Origin of the sequence: Pseudomonas caspiana (assembly GCF_002158995.1) — a bacterium.
In the GTDB taxonomy this organism is placed as follows: domain Bacteria; phylum Pseudomonadota; class Gammaproteobacteria; order Pseudomonadales; family Pseudomonadaceae; genus Aquipseudomonas; species Aquipseudomonas caspiana.
Window position 1 is genome coordinate 5,837 of sequence record NZ_LOHF01000047.1, and the last position, 1,749, is coordinate 7,585.

Genomic DNA, 1,749 nt, shown 5'->3' on the forward strand with positions numbered 1-1,749 from the left:
GGGGGGTGGGGCTGGTGGTGCCGGGGCGACTGTTGACACGTCCGGCAGCGGCCAATCGGCTCTGCGAGAAGGCCAAGCGCCGGGGGCCGGTGGCGGTGGCCGAATGGATAATGGGGGCCTTTCTGGGGCTGGTAAAGCTGGTTCTGTCAGTATCAGGTATTGAACATGTGGGCACGTATTGAAGGCAGCGTCGTGGTTGAGCTTACGGATGTAGATCCCCGAGGCCGTTATCACGAGTCGCTGATCTGGCAGGCTTGTTCTGACGATGTCGGATATGGATGGTCTTTTCTCGATGGCGTCTTCTCGGAGCCTTTGGGTGACTCTGCTGAAGTTTTGGCAGCCAATGAGCGCTATTGGCGTGACGGCGAGTTGGCAAGTAACGAGTGGCTAATTACTCGGCACCGCGATGAACAAGAAGTCGGCAGCGCAACCACCTTGACGGACGAGCAGTATTCGCAGTTGTTGCTGTATCGAAAGGAGCTTAGAGATTGGCCAATACATCCGGACTTTCCTGACAGCGCCGCCAGGCCTTTGCCTCCTGAATGGCTTCAGCCTAAACCTGTCACCTGACGCCCCGCACTGACGGGGCGTTTTCTTTTCCGTTACGCGTAACACAGCCATCACACACAACCCCGCCCAGCGGGGTTTTTTCGTTTCTGGAGAAAAGTTTTATGAGCCTGAGCGGTTTTTTTCACGGCGTCACGGTCACGAATCTGGACGTCGGAGCACGCACTATTTCGCTGCCGTCGAGTTCGATTATCGGACTGTGCGATACCTTCACCCCGGGGCCGCTTGTGGGTGGTGTGCCTAGCGCTAACCCCAATGAGCTGAAGCTGATCACTCGCGAAAGCGAGGCCATTGCGGCATGGGGTGCTGATGCCGCTATCACCAAGGCCTGCCAAGCGGTGTTTCTTCGTGCCAAGGCGGTGATCGTGGCGTGTGGCGTCACCCTGGGCACTGACGCGGCGGCACAAACCTCGGCCATCATCGGTGGGGTTCTGGCTAATGGTCAGCGTACCGGCCTACAGGGTCTGCTGGATGGCAAGAGCAAGTTCAACGCCCAGCCACGTTTGCTGATCGCGCCGAGGCACTCATCGACGTTGCCGGTGGCCACCGCTATGGACGGGCTGGCTGCGAAGCTACGCGCCATTGCGATCATCGACGGGCCGAACACCACGGACGAAGCCGCTATTGCCTACGCGGAGAACTTCGGCAGCAAGCGAATCTTTCTCGTTGATCCGGGCGTTCAGTTCTGGGACACGACCAAAAACGCGACCGTCGCCGCACCGGCCTCGGCGTACACCGCTGGGTTGTTTGCCTGGACTGACAGCGAGTTTGGTTTCTGGGCGTCGCCATCGAACAAAGAGTTCGTCGGTGTTACTGGCACCACGCGTCCGGTCGAGTTCCTGGACGGTGACGAGACCTGTCGGGCCAACCTGCTCAACGCGGCCAACATCACGACCATCATCCGTGACGACGGCTACCGTCTGTGGGGCAACCGTACCCAGTCCAGCGACTCGAAGTGGTCCTTTGTCACCCGGGTGCGGACCATGGATATCGTCATGGACGCGATCCTTTACGGGCACAAGTGGGCGGTGGATCGCCCGATTACCAAGACCTACGTGAAGGATGTGACGGAAGGCCTTCAGAACTTTATGCGCGACCTGAAAAACCAAGGCGCGATCATCAACTTTGAAGTCTATCCGGACCCTGAGCGCAACACGGCCAGCCAGATCGAGCAGGGCAAAG

3 protein-coding genes are annotated in these 1,749 nt (G+C 59.0%); all 3 read left to right on the forward strand.

Annotated features, from left to right (window positions below; genetic code table 11):
- Positions 1 to 182: hypothetical protein (locus tag AUC60_RS28260; protein WP_238599655.1), on the forward strand; the 182-nt coding region annotated here is incomplete at its 5' end.
- Positions 166 to 570, forward strand: coding sequence for a phage tail assembly chaperone (locus AUC60_RS28265; protein ID WP_144443312.1), 405 nt, complete (start codon positions 166 to 168; stop codon positions 568 to 570). The genes AUC60_RS28260 and AUC60_RS28265, both read left to right, overlap by 17 nt.
- Before the next feature lie 107 nt (positions 571 to 677).
- Positions 678 to 1,749 (forward strand): phage tail sheath subtilisin-like domain-containing protein (locus AUC60_RS27360; protein WP_158099167.1); only part of this gene is annotated, 1,072 nt, incomplete at its 3' end.

Coding starts and splice junctions, on each gene's coding strand:
- AUC60_RS28265 (WP_144443312.1), top strand. CDS start 166: ATGTGGGCACGTATTGAAGGCAGCGTCGTGGTTGAGCTTACGGATGTA.